The sequence below is a fragment of the Streptomyces sp. NPDC025784 genome (assembly GCF_055558435.1).
The window spans coordinates 728232-743532 of sequence record NZ_JBVHMN010000002.1; the positions used below are offsets into that span (position 1 = coordinate 728232).

The 15301-nt window shown below is 71.7% G+C and carries 13 protein-coding genes; 3 read left to right on the forward strand and 10 right to left on the reverse strand.

All coding sequences use genetic code 11. The features are described 5' to 3' along the window. Positions 1-19: 19 nt before the first annotated feature. From ACZ4IF_RS09200 to ACZ4IF_RS09210, 3 genes are read right to left on the reverse strand one after another with little or no spacing between them, the layout of a single operon-like run. On the reverse strand, positions 20-673 hold the full coding sequence (locus ACZ4IF_RS09200; RefSeq protein ID WP_467560984.1) for a DUF4232 domain-containing protein: 654 nt from the start codon (positions 671-673) through the stop codon (positions 20-22). Between the two features lie 38 nt (positions 674-711). Beyond that, entirely contained in the window at positions 712-1380 is a 669-nt protein-coding gene (locus ACZ4IF_RS09205; RefSeq protein WP_359495104.1) for a response regulator transcription factor, read from the reverse strand. Next, the gene (locus ACZ4IF_RS09210; protein WP_467560986.1) at positions 1377-2489 is read right to left on the reverse strand and encodes a sensor histidine kinase; all 1113 of its coding nucleotides are present in this window, start codon (positions 2487-2489) and stop codon (positions 1377-1379) included. Before ACZ4IF_RS09210 ends, ACZ4IF_RS09205 begins: the two co-directional genes overlap by 4 nt. Positions 2490-2719: 230 nt before the next feature. Here ACZ4IF_RS09210 and ACZ4IF_RS09215 point away from each other — a divergent pair, with 230 nt between their 5' ends. The 3 genes from ACZ4IF_RS09215 to ACZ4IF_RS09225 all read left to right on the forward strand — a co-directional run bounded on the left by ACZ4IF_RS09215 (position 2720) and on the right by ACZ4IF_RS09225 (position 5511). After that, positions 2720-3727: a carboxymuconolactone decarboxylase family protein gene (locus ACZ4IF_RS09215; protein WP_467560988.1), complete on the forward strand. Its 1008-nt coding sequence runs from the start codon at positions 2720-2722 to the stop codon at positions 3725-3727. After that, complete coding sequence (locus ACZ4IF_RS09220) at positions 3724-4677, forward strand: class I SAM-dependent methyltransferase (protein ID WP_467560990.1); 954 nt, start codon at positions 3724-3726, stop codon at positions 4675-4677. The genes ACZ4IF_RS09215 and ACZ4IF_RS09220 overlap by 4 nt, the downstream gene beginning before the upstream one ends. Positions 4678-4845: 168 nt before the next feature. Continuing rightward, on the forward strand, positions 4846-5511 hold the full coding sequence (locus ACZ4IF_RS09225) for a hypothetical protein (RefSeq protein ID WP_467560992.1): 666 nt from the start codon (positions 4846-4848) through the stop codon (positions 5509-5511). Positions 5512-5528: 17 nt separating this feature from the next. Here the strand turns inward: ACZ4IF_RS09225 and ACZ4IF_RS09230 are convergent, their stop codons facing one another. The 7 genes from ACZ4IF_RS09230 to ACZ4IF_RS09260 form a co-directional block, all read right to left on the reverse strand. Beyond that, positions 5529-7055, reverse strand: coding sequence for an NCS1 family nucleobase:cation symporter-1 (locus tag ACZ4IF_RS09230; RefSeq protein WP_467560994.1), 1527 nt, complete (start codon positions 7053-7055; stop codon positions 5529-5531). 200 nt (positions 7056-7255) lie between these two features. Then, positions 7256-8275, reverse strand: a complete 1020-nt coding sequence (locus ACZ4IF_RS09235) for a TIGR03842 family LLM class F420-dependent oxidoreductase (RefSeq protein ID WP_467560996.1) — start codon at positions 8273-8275, stop codon at positions 7256-7258. Positions 8276-8293: 18 nt separating this feature from the next. Continuing rightward, positions 8294-9694 carry a dihydropyrimidinase gene (gene hydA, locus ACZ4IF_RS09240; protein WP_359495088.1) on the reverse strand — a complete coding sequence of 467 codons (1401 nt, stop codon included), beginning with the start codon at positions 9692-9694 and terminating at the stop codon, positions 8294-8296. 162 nt (positions 9695-9856) lie between these two features. After that, positions 9857-10699: a nitrilase-related carbon-nitrogen hydrolase gene (locus ACZ4IF_RS09245; protein ID WP_467560998.1), complete on the reverse strand. Its 843-nt coding sequence runs from the start codon at positions 10697-10699 to the stop codon at positions 9857-9859. Positions 10700-10823: 124 nt separating this feature from the next. Next, positions 10824-12449 carry a PucR family transcriptional regulator gene (locus ACZ4IF_RS09250; RefSeq protein WP_467561000.1) on the reverse strand — a complete coding sequence of 542 codons (1626 nt, stop codon included), beginning with the start codon at positions 12447-12449 and terminating at the stop codon, positions 10824-10826. Between the two features lie 98 nt (positions 12450-12547). Then, a complete protein-coding gene (locus tag ACZ4IF_RS09255; RefSeq protein WP_467561002.1) occupies positions 12548-13831 on the reverse strand; it encodes an aspartate aminotransferase family protein in 1284 nt (427 codons plus the stop codon). Continuing rightward, positions 13828-14670, reverse strand: a complete 843-nt coding sequence (locus ACZ4IF_RS09260; RefSeq protein ID WP_095937545.1) for a nitrilase-related carbon-nitrogen hydrolase — start codon at positions 14668-14670, stop codon at positions 13828-13830. Before ACZ4IF_RS09260 ends, ACZ4IF_RS09255 begins: the two co-directional genes overlap by 4 nt. Between the last annotated feature and the right edge of the window lie 631 nt (positions 14671-15301).

A 15301-nucleotide genomic window follows, 5' to 3' on the forward strand; every position in this document is an offset into this window, starting at 1 on the left:
TGCCGGGCGGCTCGTCCCGCTAGGCGGCCGGTGCCCAGGCCGTCGTGCCCAGGGTGTTCTCCGGGCCGATGTCGAGGGGGTCCGGCAGGCGTACGGTCGTGGTGCTGCGCCCCGCGGCCGGGGCGACCCGCAGATAGGTGCCGTCCTCCGCGGCCATCCGCCAGTACAGGCCCGCCCGCGCGCTCTCGCCGGGACCGAGTGTGAGTGCCTCGGGGCCGGGGTCCTCGGGGGCCATGGCCACCTGGTCGGTACCCTCCACGGTCCGCACGCCGGGGATCGGGGCGCCCTCCGCGCCGAGGACCCGGATGGACGGGTACCCCTTCAACTCGTAAGGCTTCTTGCCGCAGTTGGTGAGCGTGATGGTCATGGCGCGCAACCCCATGGCCGCGTCGACGGGGCCGGTGCCGATGCGCAGGCCGGACGGCGGGCAGCCGCGGTCCTGCTGCACCGGGACGGCGGGTGACGCCTCCGGCCCTGCCGGGACGGGTGACGTCTCGGAGACCGCGGGGTCGGACGGCTGGGCGGCGTGGGTCCGTGTGGGGGCAGGGGTGGGTTCCCGTGCGGGGTTGCGCTCGCGCTCCAGCTCCGTCGAGAGCCCGCAGCCGCTCAGGGTGAGCGTCAGCAGACAGGCGAGAGCGGCGGGACCGATGCGCTTCCGGCGTGTCGCGATCACGGACCGATGATCGCACGAGGCCGCCTCGACGGACGCCCTCACTCCGTGTGCCCACGTGCCGTGACGAGGCCCGACTCGTAGGCGAAGACGACCAGTTGGGCGCGGTCGCGGGCACCCAGCTTCGTCATCGCGCGGCTGATGTGGGTCTTGGCCGTCAGCGGACTGATCACCATGTGCGCGGCGATCTCCTCGTTGGTCAGGCCGCGCGCGGCGAGTGCGGTGACCTCGCGCTCGCGACGGGTGAGGCATTCGAGTCCCGGCGCGGTGGCCCGGTCGGGGGGACGGGCCACGAACTCCCCGATCAGTGTCCGGGTCACGGACGGGGACAGCAGCGCCTCGCCGAGCGCGACGACCTCGATGGCCTGGAGCAGATCGGCCGGTTCGGTGTCCTTCAGCAGAAACCCGCTGGCGCCGGCCCGCAGCGCCTCGAAGACGTACTCGTCCAGGCCGTAGTTGGTGAGGATGACGACGCGTACGCCGGAGAGCGCGGGGTCGGCCGCGATACGGCGGGTCGCCTCGATGCCCGTCATCACGGGCATCTGCACGTCGACGAGGGCGATGTCGGGGATCTGCGCGCGGACGAGCGCGAGCCCCTGCTCGCCGTCGGCGGCCTCGCCGACCACCTCGATGCCGTCCTCCGCCTCCAGCAGGGCGCGGAAGCCGGCGCGCATGAGGGCCTGGTCGTCGACGAGCGCCACCCTGATCACGGGGCGTCCCCGGGCGGGCACAGCGGAAGGGCGGCCCGGACCGAGAAGCCGCCCTCGGTGCGCGGGGCGGCGTGCAGGGTGCCGCCCAGGGCCTGGACCCGCTCGCGCATTCCGGTCAGTCCGATGCCGGGGACGGGCGCGCAGGAGGGCCGTGCGGTGCCGTCGTCGTCGACACTGATCGTCAACTCCTGTTGTGCGTAACCGAGTTCGACCAGGACCTTGGCGGGTCCCGCATGCCGGGCGGCATTGGTGAGGGCCTCCTGCACGATGCGGTACGCGGCACGGTCCACGGTCGCCGTCAGCGGCCGTTCCTCGCCGGTCACCCGGAGGTCGACGGCGAGGCCCGCGGCGCGCGCCCGCTCCACGAGCACGGCCGGTGTGCCGGTCGGCTCGTCGGTGCGCAACACCTCCAGGGTGGAGCGCAGTTCGCGCATCGCCTCGCCGCTCGCCTCCTGGATGGCGAGCAGCGCGGGCGGAATCTCCTCGCCGCGTTTGCGGGCGAGGTGCACGGCCACCCCGGCCTGGAGCTTGACGATCGAGATGCTGTGCGTGAGCGAGTCGTGCAACTCCCGTGCGATGCGCAGCCGCTCCTCGCCGGCACGCCGCAGGGCCGCCTCCTCGCGGGTGCGTTCGGCCTCCAGGGCGCGCTGCTCCGTCTGCCGCAGATACGCCTGCCAGTTCCGGTCGACGAGGCCGGTGACCAGGGCGCAGAGGAACCAGCCGGTGAGCAGCGTCGTCCGCTCCACGAGCTCCTGGGTCGTGGGCCCCGCGGTCGCGAAGCCCGCGAGGAACACGACGCTCGCCAGCGCGGCCACTCCGCGGCGACCGGCTCGTGCCGCCGTGTGGACCGCGCTCAGCACCGGGAGCGCGGACAGCGAGCCGGGGTGGGCGTGCACGACGTACGCGGTGGTGGTGACCGTGGTGATCGCCAGCACGGCGCGCGGGGTGCTGCGGTAGGCGGCGAGGGCCAGTGAGCCGAGGGCGACGAGGACGAGGTCGACGGGGGTCGTGTCGGCGTCGAAGGCGGCCGCGGTCAGCACGAGCGCGCCGACGACGACCGCGAGGGCCATGTCGGCCAGGCGCCTGCGGGTGGCCCGGTCGAGCTGCATGGACGGCACTTTATGCGGCGGGGACGACACCCGCGTCAGACCTGTGGAGGGCGCCCGGAGTACTCCCGGCGGAGTAGGCCGGGCCTTTCCCGGGCCCGGTGGAGCAGTCCGCATTGACTCCGGGCGTACGACGCCCCCGGGGCCCCGGCCGGGCGAGGGTTCTCACGGCACAGCACACGGCATCCGGCGCCGCCACAGGTGCCGCTCTCGCCCGACCCAGGAGGCACGACATGCCGCTCTCCGGCCCCTTCCGGTACACCACCCCGCCGCCGCCCGACGCGGCGACGGGACGGACCGCCGAGGTCTACGCCCAGCTCTCCGACGACTTCGGCATCGCGCGTCCGCCGACCTTCGTGGTCCTCTCCTCCGCACCCGAACTCATGGCCGCCTCCTGGGCGTTGATGCGCGAGTCGCTCGTCGCGGGCGCCGGCGGGCGGGCGGAGAAGGAGCTCGCGGCACTCGGGGTGTCCCAGGCGAACCGCTGCCCGTTCTGCGTGGACGCGCACACGATGCTGCTGCACGCCACCGGCGACCACGCGCTCGCGGAGACGGTGGCCCGCGGCGGCACGCCCGCCGACGCGGAGCACGCGCGAGTGCTGGCCTGGGGCCGGGCGACCCGGATCCCCGGCGCGCGGGAGCTGAAGCCGTACCCCTTCCCCGCGGCGCACGCCCCCGCGTTCATCGGCACCGTGCTCTCCTTCCACTTCATCAACCGGATCGTGTCGGCGCTGCTGACGGAGAACCTGCTGCCGGGCAACATCCAGCGGTTCCGGGCGGTGCGGAGTCTGGCGGGACGCTCGTTCTCCCGGACGGTGCGCCGCCGCCCGGCCCCGGGCGCGGGGACGACGCTGCTCGACACCGCGGACCCCGGTCCCGGCTGGGCGCTCGGCACCTCCGTCGGTCCCGCCTACGCCGCCCTGCAGAGCGCCGCCCTCCAGGGCGCGGGACTGCTCGACGAGGCCGACCGGCTTCTCGTACAGGACGTGGTCGGGCAGTGGGACGGCGCGCACCCGCCGCTCGCGTGGGACGCCCTTCCGGACCGGTCCCGCCCCGGGGCACGTCTCGCGCTGCTGGCCGCCCTCGCTCCGTACCGGATCACGGACGAGGACGTGTCGGCTTGGCGCGGACCGGAGCACTCCGACCATTGCCTGGTGCATCTCGTGGCGTACGGCGCGTTCGCCGCCGTCGACCGCATCGAGAGCGCCCTGCCCGTGCGCCGGGTCCGGGAGGCGTCGTGACCACGATCGCCAACTCCGTCCAGGCCATGGCCTGGAACGGCCCCGTCGGGGCGCACTGGGCCGCCCATCCGGAGCGGTACGACACGATGGTCTCCGGCGTGAACGACGCGCTGTTCGCGGGCGCGGACATCGCACCGGGCGACCGCGTCCTGGACGTGGGCTGCGGCGCCGGGGCGACCACACGGATCGCGGCACGGCTCGCCGCGACCGGGCACGCGGTCGGGGTGGACATCTCGGCGCCGCTGCTCGCCAGGGCGCGGGAGATCACCGCGGCCGAGGGTGTCCCGAACGCGGCGTACGAGCTCGCCGACGCGCAGGTCCACCCCTTCCCGCCCGCCGGGTACGACGTGCTGATCAGCCGGGGCGGTGTGATGTTCTTCGCGGATCACGCGGCCGCGTTCCGGAATCTGGCACGGGCGTTGCGGCCCGGGGGCCGGCTCGCGTTCGTCTGCCCGCGGCCGGCGGGTCCGGACGTGGAGGAGTCGCGGGCCCTCGGCCTCTTCGCGGGCCTTCTGGAAGGAGCCGCACGGGCCGCCGGACAACGCTCCGGTGCGCGCGGCGGGCCGGACCCGGCCACGGAAGGCGGTGCCCGCACCGGCACGGACACCGCTCCGGCCCCGGAGGACCGGCGGACCCGTGCGGCCGCGCAGTCCGCTCACGCCGCGATGACCGCGATGGCCTCACTGTCCGACCCGGCACGGATCCGCGAGGCGCTGAGCGTGTACGAGGACGTGTCGGTGACGCCGGTCGACACGGAGACGGTGTGGGGACGCGACGCCCCGGACGCGGTGCGGTTCCTCCTGTCCCGCACGCCGGGCGAGCCGATCGCGCCCGATGTCCGCGCCGCGCTGGAGGACACCCTGCGCCCGTACGAGACGGCCCGCGGCGTCCGGCTCCGGGCGGCGGTGTGGCTCGTGACCGGACGGCGGAGCGCGCGGCGGAGCGTCTGACGGACCGTGAGCCGGTGTCCCGCCGTCACCGCGCGCGCATGGTGTCCCCGCTGTCACCGCACAGGCACGGAGCGAGTTGGCACTTCCGCCCCACAGGGACTCGTGTGACACTGGCGTCCCGTCCGCAGTGCGGACCTGCTCCGCACCGTCCCCCACGAGAAGTGAGCCGTGCGTTCTCTTCCTCTGCCGCTCGCCCTCACCGCGCGTCTGCTGCCCGTGGCCGTGCTCGCCTCGGCGGGCTGGGCCCTGACGTCCGGCCCGTTCGCCGCGGCCCCCACCGCGGAGCACAAATCGTCCCAGAAGAAGACCAGTACGGCGTCCGCGCCGTCGACGTCGGCGGCCACCAGGACGTTCACCACGTCGCCCGCGCCCTGCACGAGCGTGCCGACGGCCACGCTCAAGTCCCTGGTCCCGGGCGCCAAGACGGCAGGCCAGGAGATTCCGTCGACGGACAAGTCGGTGCGTCGTACCTGTTCCTGGAACGCCCTGAAGGGGTTCGACTACCGCTGGCTCGACGTCTCGTACGAGATCAAGGAGTCGGACCAAGCGGCACAGAAGGGGTACGAAGGCCGCATCGCGGACAAGAGCGGCGGAGGGGCGGTTCCCGGGCTCGGCGACTCGGCGTACTCCGTCGTGAACCTCACCACCGAGAACAAGCAGCAGACCCGTGAGGGGGTGGTGATCGCCCGCGCGTCGAACGTGGTGGTGATCATCACCTACAACGGCAGCGACTTCGAGACGAAGAAGGCACCCGGCACCGACGAGATCAACAAGGGCGCCATCAAGGCGGCCAAGGCGGCGGTGGCCGCGCTGGAGGACGGCCAGAAGGGCTGACCGTCCTCCGGAGCGCGTCAGGCTGCGGTCTCCTGCCTGCCGCGCAGCAGCATCAACACCAGGTACAGCACCAATGAGGTGCCGAGGCCGACCGCCCAGCCGTAGTCGGCCAGGGGTTCCAGCGCCGGGATCGGCCGTCCGTCGACCAGCGGATGGAAGTCGGCGCCGCCGACGGCCAGGACGCCGCCGGTGACGAAGGCGACGACGGCCCGCCAGTTCCAGCCGCCGTCGTACCAGTAGCGGCCGCCGGTGCGATACAGGTCCACCAGGTCGAGCCGGGTGCGGCGCAGGATCCAGTAGTCGGCGATGAGGATGCCGGCGACCGTGCCGAGCAGGCCGCCGACGAGGCCGAGCCAGGTGAAGATGTAGCCCTGCGGGTCCGCGTACAGCTTCCACGGGAAGATGAGCACGCCGAGCACGCAGGTGACGAGGGCGCCCATACGGAAACTGACCTTCCGCGGCGCGACGTTGGAGAAGTCGAAGGCCGGTGAGACCAGATTGGCCGCGATGTTCACGGACAGGGTCGCCACCAGCACGGTCACCAGCGCGTACAGCAGCCCCACCACGTTGTCGGTCTTGGCGGCGAGCTGGACCGGGTCCCAGACCGGCTTGCCGTACACCGCCTGCGAGCCGGAGGTCACCAGCACGGAGAGGAAGGCGAAGAGGGTCATCGTGGTCGGCAGGCCGAGGGCCTGGCCCCACGTCTGCGCCTTCTGGCTCCTGCCGTACCGGGTGAAGTCCGGGATGTTCAGGGACAACGTGGACCAGAAGCCGATCATGCCCATGAGGGAGGGCCAGAACAGCTTCCAGAAGTCCCCGCCCCAGCCGAGCGCGGAGGGCTGGTCGAACAGCGGGCCGAAGCCGCCGGCCTTGCTGCTCATCCACCAGAGCATCACGCCCGCGCCGACGAGCACGAAGGGCGCGGCCCAGTTCTCGAAGCGGCGGATCGTCTCCATGCCCCGGTAGATGATCGCGACCTGGAGCGCCCAGAAGATCGCGAAGGACAGCCACATCGTCCAGGCGTGACCGCCGATCTGCGAGGCGTTCGCCCAGCCGTCGCCGAAGAGCTTCCCGGCGAGGAAGTAGATGGCCTCGCCGCCGATCCAGGTCTGGATTCCGAACCAGCCGCAGGCCACCAACGCCCGCACCACGGCAGGGAGGTTGGCGCCGCGAATGCCGAAGGAGGCGCGCGCGAAGACGGGGAAGGGGATGCCGTACTTGGGTCCGGCGTGCCCGGTGAGCAGCATCGGGACCAGCACGATCAGATTGGCCAGGGCGATGGTGAGGACGGCCTGCTTCCAGTCCATGCCGACGGCGATCAGGCCGGAGGCCAGGGTCCACGAGGCGGTGTTGTGGGCCATGCCGACCCACAGAGCCGAGAAGTTGTAGGTGGTCCAGGTGCGCTTCTCGGCGGGGACGGGCAGCAGGTCATCGTTGGCGTACGGGCCGCTGGGCTGCGGCGAACCAGGGGCGATCTCCACCCGGCCGTCGGCGAGGGTGACTTGGGAGGTCGGCGGTATGGCCATGGGAGCGGTGTCGGTCATGGGCAGGCCAATCGAAGGAGGTGGGACGGGAGAGGCCGTGCGGGTGGCGCCGATGGGGGGTGCACTCCTGGGGACACCGGCGGAGGTGTCCCGTGACGAACCTGCTCGGAGCGTCCTGACCCCCTCCCCGGGACGGCGGGAAGGGGGAGTTCGCAGGGGATGTACGGGGACGGGGATCCCGTACGGGGGACGGGAGGCCGCTAGCCGTTGACGGCGGGGATGACCTCGTCGCCGTACGCGTCGATGGTGGCCTCCTGCGCGTCGTGCATGTCGTAGACGGCGAACTGGTCGACGCCCAGCGCACGGAGCGCGTTCAGCTTCTCGATGTGCCGTCCGGGTGTGCCGATCAGGCAGAACCGGTCGACGATCTCGTCGGGCACGAACGCGGTGTCGGGGTTGTCGGCGCGTCCGTGGTGGGAGTAGTCGTAGCCCTCGCGGGCCTTGATGTAGTCGGTGAGTTCGTCGGGTACGGCGCCGGAGTGCTCGCCGTACTTGGCGACGAGGTCGGCGACGTGGTTGCCGACCATGCCGCCGAACCAGCGGCACTGTTCCCGCGCGTGGGCGAGCGCTTCGGGCGAGTCGTCCTCGGTGACGTACGCGGGTGCCGCCACGCAGATCTTCACGTCGGACGGGTCGCGGCCGGCCGCGGCCGCGGCGTCCTTCACCGCCTTGACCATGTACTCGGTGAGGTAGAGGTCGGCGAGCTGGAGGATGAAGCCGTCGGCCTCCTCGCCGGTCATCTTGAGGGCCTTCGGGCCGTACGCGGCCATCCAGACGGGGAGTTCGGCGCCGGGCCGGACCCAGGGGAACCTGACGACGGTGCCACCGAGGTCGGCCTCGTCGCCGCGCGCGAGTGCGCGGATCACCTTCATCGCCTCGCTTATCCGGGCGAGGGTGTTGGGCTTGCGTCCGGCGACGCGCATCGCAGAGTCACCGCGCCCGATGCCGCACACCGTGCGGTTGCCGTACATGTCGTTGAGCGTCGCGAAGGTGGAGGCGGTGACCTCCCAGGTGCGCGTACCGGGGTTGGTGACCATCGGTCCGACCGTCAGCCGCTCGGTGTGCGCGAGGATCTGACTGTAGATCACGAAGGGTTCCTGCCACAGCACGGCGGAGTCGAAGGTCCATCCGTAGCTGAAGCCGTTGTCCTCGGCCCGCTTCATCAACTCGATGACGCGGGAGGCAGGGGGGTCGGTCTGCAGGACGAGTCCGAAGTCCATGGCGCCACTCCTGGTCGCTCAGAGAAGGTACTGACAGGTGGAGCGGGGGGTGTAGACGCCGTGCCCCGCGCGTCCGGTGAACTCCCGCTCCGTGATGACCGGTTCGCCGCGCGAGAGCACGGACTCGACCCGTCCGGTGACGCGCTTGCCCTCGTACGCCGAGTAGTCGACGTTCATGTGGTGTGTCTCGACCGACATGACCTGCTCGGCGTGCGGGTCGTAGATGACGACGTCGGCGTCCGCGCCGGGCGCGATCGTGCCCTTCTTCGGGTACAGGCCGAACATCCGCGCCGGGGTGGCGCAGGCGATCTCGATCCACCGGCGGCGTGAGATGTGCCCGTCGACGACGGCCTGGTGGAGCAGGTCCATGCGGTTCTCGACGCCCGGCAGGCCGTTGGGGATCTTCGAGAAGTCACCCCGGCCGAGCTCCTTCTGACCCACGAAGCAGAAGGGGCAGTGGTCCGTCGAGACGACCTGGAGGTCGTTGGTGCGCAGCCCCCGCCACAGGGCCGCCTGGTGCTCCTTGGGACGAAGAGGCGTGCTGCACACGTACTTCGAGCCCTCGAAGTCCGGCTCGGCCAGGTTGTCCGTCGACAGGAACAGGTACTGCGGGCAGGTCTCGCCGAAGACGTTCAGGCCCTCGTCGCGCGCCCGTGTCAGCTCCGCGACGGCCTCCTGTGCCGAGACGTGCACGACGTACAGCGGGGCGCCCGCGACCTGGGCCAGTTTGATGGCGCGGTGGGTGGCCTCCGCCTCCAGGAGTGCCTTGCGGACCTCTCCGTGGAAGCGCGGGTCGGTCTCGCCGCGGGCCAGCGCCTGTTCGACGAGCACGTCGATCGCGATGCCGTTCTCGGCGTGCATCATGATCAGTCCGCCGTTCTCGGCGGAGCGCTGCATGGCGCGCAGGATCTGGCCGTCGTCGCTGTAGAAGACCCCGGGGTAGGCCATGAACTGCTTGAAGGAGGTGACGCCCTCCTCCACCAGCAGGTCCATCTCCTTGAGCGTCTCCTGGTTCACGTCGGAGACGATCATGTGGAAGCCGTAGTCGATGGCGCAGTTGCCGTCGGCCTTCGCGTTCCAGGTGTCGAGGCCCTCGCGCAGCGAGCGGCCGACGCTCTGGACCGCGAAGTCGATGATGGTCGTGGTGCCGCCCCAGGCCGCGGCCCGGGTGCCGGTCTCGAAGGTGTCGGAGGCGAAGGTACCGCCGAAGGGCAGTTCCATGTGGGTGTGGGCGTCCACGCCGCCCGGGATGACGTACTTGCCGGTGGCGTCGATGGTCCGTTCGGCCGTCCACGCCTCGGCCGCGGGAGTGCCCGTCGCGGCGAGGGCGGCGATCCGGCCGTCCTCGATCAGGACGTCGGCGTGGATCTCGTCGGACGCGGTGATGACGAGTCCACCACGGATGACGGTACGGCTCATGCTCCCTCTCCTTCCGGTCGTGCGTGCACTGAGGGAATACCGAAGCTGTCAAGGGCTGGGGTCAACGCTGTTTCCTCGGGGGAAAGCCGGTGGGAGGGGCGGGGCCGCGCGCGGCCCCGCGGGCCCGCCCCCCGTGTGCCGGGCCCGCGGGACGCGACGCGCCTACGGAGCGGTCAGCGGCCCGTACGTGCCCGGTGCGCGGTCGCGGTAGAACTGCCAGCGGTCGCGGACTTCGCGAAGCTTGGCGAGGTCCAGGTCGCGGACGACGAGTTCCGTCTCCTTGTCGCCTGCCACCTCGCCGACGAACTGGGCTTCCGGGTCCACGAAGTACGAGGTCCCGTAGAAGTCGTTGTCGCCGTGCTCCTCGACGCCGACCCGGTTGATCGCGCCGATGAAGTACTCGTTGGCGGCGGCCGCCGCCGGCTGCTCCAGCTGCCACAGATAGCCGGACAGGCCGCGGGAGGTGGCCGACGGGTTGAAGACGATCTCGGCACCGGCGAGGCCCAGCGCGCGCCAGCCCTCGGGAAAGTGCCGGTCGTAGCAGATGTAGACCCCGATCCTGCCGACCGCCGTGTCGAAGACGGGCCAGCCGGAGTTGCCGGGCCGGAAGTAGAACTTCTCCCAGAATCCCGGGACCTGGGGGATGTGGGTCTTGCGGTACTTGCCGAGGTACGAGCCGTCGGCGTCGATCACGGCCGCGGTGTTGTACAGGACGCCGGGCTGCTCCTCCTCGTACATCGGCAGGACGAGGACGATGCCCAGCTCGTTCGCCAGCGCCTGGAAGCGGCGCACGATGGGGCCCTCGGGGATCTGCTCGGCGTACGCGTAGAACGCCTTGTCCTGGACCTGGCAGAAGTACGGCCCGTAGAACAGCTCCTGGAAGCACAGGACCTGGGCGCCCTGCGCGGCCGCGTCGCGCGCCGCCTGCTCGTGGACCTGGATCATCGATTCCTTGTCGCCGGTCCATGCGGTCTGGAAGACGGCGGCGCGGATCACTCTGCTCATCGGGACCTCCGGTCGCTCGGTGTGCGAGGAGCCTAGGAAGCCCGGACGGCGGCTTTGAGTTGCACCGTGTCACGTCTGAGACGCCCGGCCGTTGCACCGTGTCACCCTTGCGTCGTCCCATGTTTCACCTGAGTCGTCCGGTGTTTCCGTGTCGTTGCCCGTCGTGGTCCCACCGGTGGCGCGGGGCGTGCTCCCGGTGTTGTTGCGCGTCGTGCGCGAGCAGTGCGATGTGCACGGACGCGGCCTGCTCGAAATCGTCCAGGTCGACGCCCAGACGCGTCTGTATGGCCTCCAGCCTGCGGTACAGGGCGGGCCTGCTGACGTGGTGGAGCTGGGCGGTGCGCGACTTGTTGCGGCCGGTCGCGAGGTACGTCCGCAGCACCGGCAGCAGCTCCTGCTCCGCGTCGGCCCCGCACAGCAGCCCGTCGAGCTCCCGCTCGGCGAAGGACTGGACGTGCGGATCGTCGCGCAACAGCCGGACCAGGCCGCGCAGATGAACGTCCCGCAGTCGCACCAGCACCGGACGGTCCTCGTCGGCGGGCGCGTCGGCGGCGGCCTCGGCGACGTGCAGGGCCTCGCGCAGGCCGCCCGGTACGTCGTCCCAGGCGATGCGGGGGGAGGCGGCGGCCACGGTCGTACGGGTGCCGGTCTCGTGGCGCAGCCGGGCGGCGAAGTGCGCGGCCAGCGCCTCCGCGTCCTGATCGCGGGCGAGGCTGAGCAGGACGGCCGTGGCCCCGTCCGCGAGTTCGGCGACGAGCCCGGGAAGGCCGACCAGCCGGAGGACGCGGTCGAGTTGTGCGGGGTCGCCGTCGGGCACGACCAGTGGGACGAACGTCCGCCGGTTGACGGGCAGTCCGGCCGCCCGCGCCCTGGGCAGCAGCTGCCGGACCGGTACGACACCGCTCACCAGGTCGGTCAGCAGACCCTGCGCCGACTCCTCCTCCCAGGTGTGCACGGAGCCGCCGAGCATCCGGTGCAGGACCAGTGCCTCGGCGGCGCGGTCGGCGAGCAGCCTCCCGGTCGCGTCGTCGCCGCGGTACCCGCACAGCACGATGCGGCCCCAGCGCTCTCCGCGCCCGCCCAGCTCGGCGCGGATCCACCCGTCGCCCTCGCTCCCGCCCGCCTGCCGCGCGATGCGCTCCCAGTCCCGCAGCACGTCGTCCACCGCGGACCGCTCGCCCGCCGTGGCGAGCACCCGGTGCGCGAGGTTGGTGACGACGACGGGGCAGGCGGCGTGCCCGGCGATCTCGTCGAGCATCCGTTGCAGCGGGGCGCCCGCGGTGACGAGCCCGGTGAGCGCCGTGCGCACGGCCTCGGAGAGGCTGACGGCCGCGAACTTGCTGCGCACCAGCCGGGACTGCACCTCCTCCGTCAACTCGGCGAAGGGGAACGGCCGGTGCAGCACCACCATGGGCAGCCCGCACCGCTCCGCGGCCCGGCGCATCACGTCGGGCGGTGCGGGGAAGGCCCGGCCGAGCCCGAGGACCACGGCCGCGGCCTCCGCGCGGTGCAGGGAACGGATGTACTCGGCCTGCGCGTCGGGGTCCCCGGCGAGCAACACGCCCGTGGTGAGCACCATTTCGCCACCGCTGAGCATGACGCCCACGTCGGCGGCCTCGGCGACGTGCACCCAGCGCACCGGCCGGTCGAGGTTGCCCGCCCCGGCCACCACCTCGGGCTCTCCGGCGAGCACCCGGTCCAGGGTGAGGACCTGGCGTACCGACAGGGCGGGTTCCAAGGCGGTGGTCATGACGACGTTCCCCTTATGTCCTTGGCTCGGTTCGCTCCGGGGCGCCGTCGCCCGTGCCGGGGGAGGCCGGCCGTGCTCGGCTCTCCTTCGCCGTGCTGCTACTGGGCGCGCCGCAGGGCGCGCTCCAGGATCGCCGCGCCCTCCTCCGCCTCCGCGACGGTGAGGGACAGCGGCGGCGCGATGCGCAGCACGCTGGTGTTGTGGCCGCCGCCCTTGCCGATCAGCAGACCCTCCTCGCGGGCCGCTTCGAGGACGGCCGCGGCCGCTTCCGGGTTCGCCTCGTCGCTGCCCGCCTTGACCAGTTCGACGCCGATCATCAGCCCGCGTCCGCGGACTTCGCGTACGCCGTCGAGCTGCGCGGCGATCGCGCGGAGCCGCTCGACGAGCAGACCGCCGACCCGTCGGGCGTTGCCCTGGAGGTCGTGTTCGAGGAGGTAGCCGAGGTTCGCGAGCCCCGCCGCCATCGTGACCGGCGAGCCGCCGAAGGTGGAGATCGAGTTGGAGTCGAGGCTGTTCATGATCTCGGCCCGGGCGACGACCCCGCCGATGGACATGCCGTTGCCGATGCCCTTGGCGAAGGTGAGCATGTCCGGGGGTCCCGCGTCGGCGTGCGCCTGCCAGCCCCAGAAGTGGTCGCCGGTGCGGCCCCATCCGGTCTGCACCTCGTCCGCGATCCACAGGACGCCGTGCCGGTCGAGGACCTCGCGGAAGGCCGCGTACAGGCCGTCCGGTGGCACGGTGAAGCCACCGACGCCCTGGATGGGTTCGGCGATCAGGGCCGCGGGCGGGCGGACGTGGCCGAGCAGGTCCTCCAGGTCGTCGACGCACGCCGCGATGAACTCGGCGTCCCCCAGACCCGCGTAGGGGCCGCGGGTGCGCACGCCGCCGTGGACGTAGAGCGTCTGGAGGGGCGAGAGCGAGGTGGGTGACCAGCCCTTGTTGCCGGTGATGCCGACGGCGCTGAAGGAGCGGCCGTGATAGCTGTTGCGCATCGCCAGGATCTGGTTGCTCTGCCGGTGGGCGGTGGCGAGCAGCAGGGCGGTGTCGTTGGCCTCGGTGCCCGAGGTGGTGAAGAAGACCCGGGCGTCGGGGATGCCGGACAGCTGGGCGATCCGCTCGGCGAGTTCGACCATCGGCCGGTTGAGGTACAGGGTCGAGGTGTGGATGATCCGGCCGGCCTGTTCGCTGACGGCCTTGGTGACCTCGGGCAGGGCGTGCGCGGTCATCGTGGTGAGGATGCCGCCGAAGAAGTCCAGGTACTTGTTGCCCTGGGCGTCCCAGACGTGCCGGCCCTCGCCGTGGGTGATCTCGATCGGGTCCTCGTAGTAGAGGGCGAGCCAGTCCGGCAACACCGCCTTGTGCCGCGCGTACAGGTCCGTCACGGCTGCACCAGCCCTTCGTACGCGTCGGGACGGCGGTCCCGGTAGAACGCCCATTGCTGTCGCACTTCCTCGATCAGGTCGAAGTCGAGGTCGCGGACGACGAGTTCCTCGGTCTTGTCGCTCGCGGGGTCCCCCACGAACTGTCCGCGCGGGTCGACGAAGTACGACGTCCCGTAGAAGTCGTTGTCCCCGTACTCCTCCTGCCCGACGCGGTTGATCGCCGCGATGAAGTACTCGTTGGCGACGGCCGCCGCGGGCTGTTCCAGCTGCCACAGGTAGGCGGAGAGACCGCGGGAGGTGGCGGAGGGGTTGTACACGAGCTGGGCGCCGTTCAGGCCGAGCTGGCGCCAGCCCTCCGGGAAGTGCCGGTCGTAGCAGATGTAGACGCCGATCCTGCCCACGGCGGTGTCGAAGACGGGCCAGCCCAGGTTCCCCGGTTTGAAGTAGTACTTCTCCCAGAAGCCCTTCACCTGGGGGATGTGGTGCTTGCGGTACTTGCCGAGGTAGGTGCCGTCGGCGTCGATCACGGCCGCGGTGTTGAAGTAGAAGCCGGACTGCTCGACCTCGAACACGGGCACGACGACGACCATGCCGGTCTCGCGGGCGAGCTCCTTCATGCGCGTGACGGTCGGGCCGTCCGGCACGGGCTCCGCCCAGCGGTAGTGCTCGGGCTCCTGGACCTGGCAGAAGTACGGGGCGTTGAAGACTTCCTGGAATCCGATGACCTTGGCGCCCTGACGGGCCGCCTCGCGGGCGTGTTCCTCGTGCTTGGCGACCATGGATGCGGTGTCGCCGGTCCAGGTGGCCTGGACCAGGGCGGCACGTACGACGTTGGCCATGAGCTGCTCCTTCGACGGGACGTCAGAGAGCCTCTACGCCCGTAGACAAAGGCTGTAGAGGCTCGAAAGTAAGCCCCGGGGAGAGCCTTGCCAAGACCATCGTCGTTAACCCGCTGAGTCGATCACGTTTCTTACCCCAGCGGGTGAGTGACTGCACGGACGCCCCGTCGGAAACACCCGCCCGGAGGGCGGCGGTGGCGGTCGGGCGCCTGCCGGTGGGTGGGTCGGGGCCGTGCCGGTGATCCGCCCGTTGCAGCCCTTGTGCGGTCCGGTCGGCTCGTGTAGCCGTCCGCAACGGGCATGTGATGCACCGGCACGGCCCCTTCGGTGAGGGAGGCGACTGCGGGTGTGAGTGGGGCTGGGGGCTGGGGGCTGGCCGTCGGCCCGTCCGGCCGTGGCTCCCGTCCCGTCCCGCTCGGCGGCAGCTCCCGTCCCGCCTTGAGGGCAGGGAGCCACCTTTCAGCCCGTCCGGCGTTTGAGGAAGAGGCCGTCCAGGCCGATCGGGGGTCCGGGGGCGGAGCCCCCGGGGGCTTGGGACGGGTAGGGGCGGAGGGGGCGAAGGAACCCGGGGGCCAGCCGGGGACGGGCGCGCGAGGCCGGTCGGGACGTCGGCCGGACGGCGGGGCGGTGA

What these genes read in the sequence shown, in the direction of transcription:
- ACZ4IF_RS09210 (WP_467560986.1), bottom strand. Translation starts at nt 2,489, where the DNA reads ATGCAGCTCGACCGGGCCACCCGCAGGCGCCTGGCCGACATGGCCCTC.
- ACZ4IF_RS09215 (WP_467560988.1), top strand. Translation starts at nt 2,720, where the DNA reads ATGCCGCTCTCCGGCCCCTTCCGGTACACCACCCCGCCGCCGCCCGAC.
- ACZ4IF_RS09230 (WP_467560994.1), bottom strand. Translation starts at nt 7,055, where the DNA reads ATGACCGACACCGCTCCCATGGCCATACCGCCGACCTCCCAAGTCACC.
- ACZ4IF_RS09235 (WP_467560996.1), bottom strand. Translation starts at nt 8,275, where the DNA reads ATGGACTTCGGACTCGTCCTGCAGACCGACCCCCCTGCCTCCCGCGTC.
- hydA (WP_359495088.1), bottom strand. Translation starts at nt 9,694, where the DNA reads ATGAGCCGTACCGTCATCCGTGGTGGACTCGTCATCACCGCGTCCGAC.
- ACZ4IF_RS09245 (WP_467560998.1), bottom strand. Translation starts at nt 10,699, where the DNA reads ATGAGCAGAGTGATCCGCGCCGCCGTCTTCCAGACCGCATGGACCGGC.
- ACZ4IF_RS09250 (WP_467561000.1), bottom strand. Translation starts at nt 12,449, where the DNA reads ATGACCACCGCCTTGGAACCCGCCCTGTCGGTACGCCAGGTCCTCACC.
- ACZ4IF_RS09260 (WP_095937545.1), bottom strand. Translation starts at nt 14,670, where the DNA reads ATGGCCAACGTCGTACGTGCCGCCCTGGTCCAGGCCACCTGGACCGGC.